Genomic DNA, 235 nt, shown 5'->3' with positions numbered 1-235 from the left:
CAACACAGTCAAATATTTCTCAATTTGCCAAACAAATTGAAGATTATTCAAAACCAGTTATTAGGTATAATGTCTTGAAAGCTTCACAAGAGAAAATACGAAAAAATCATTTACGTCCATCCGAGCGGTTGGCAATAGCAGCTTTATCGTATTGCAATAAAAAAGACACAGAGGAGCTGGCTGAAAAATACGATATGTCTAAGGTTGTGTTTGACTATGCCAATTACGCCTTTAA

Annotated in this window: 1 protein-coding gene; it reads left to right on the top strand. The window is 34.9% G+C overall.

Features of this window, described 5'->3' with window-relative positions; all coding sequences use genetic code 11:
- Positions 1 to 235, top strand: a 235-nt coding sequence (locus Q5762_RS39680; protein ID WP_315897178.1) for a hypothetical protein, incomplete at both ends; no start/stop codon positions are given.

Origin of the sequence: Streptomyces sp. P9(2023) (genome assembly GCF_032436795.1) — a bacterium.
In the GTDB taxonomy this organism is placed as follows: Bacteria; Actinomycetota; Actinomycetes; order Streptomycetales; family Streptomycetaceae; genus Streptomyces.
The sequence above is the reverse complement of the archived record's forward strand: the minus strand, read 5'-3'. Positions and strand labels throughout refer to the sequence as shown.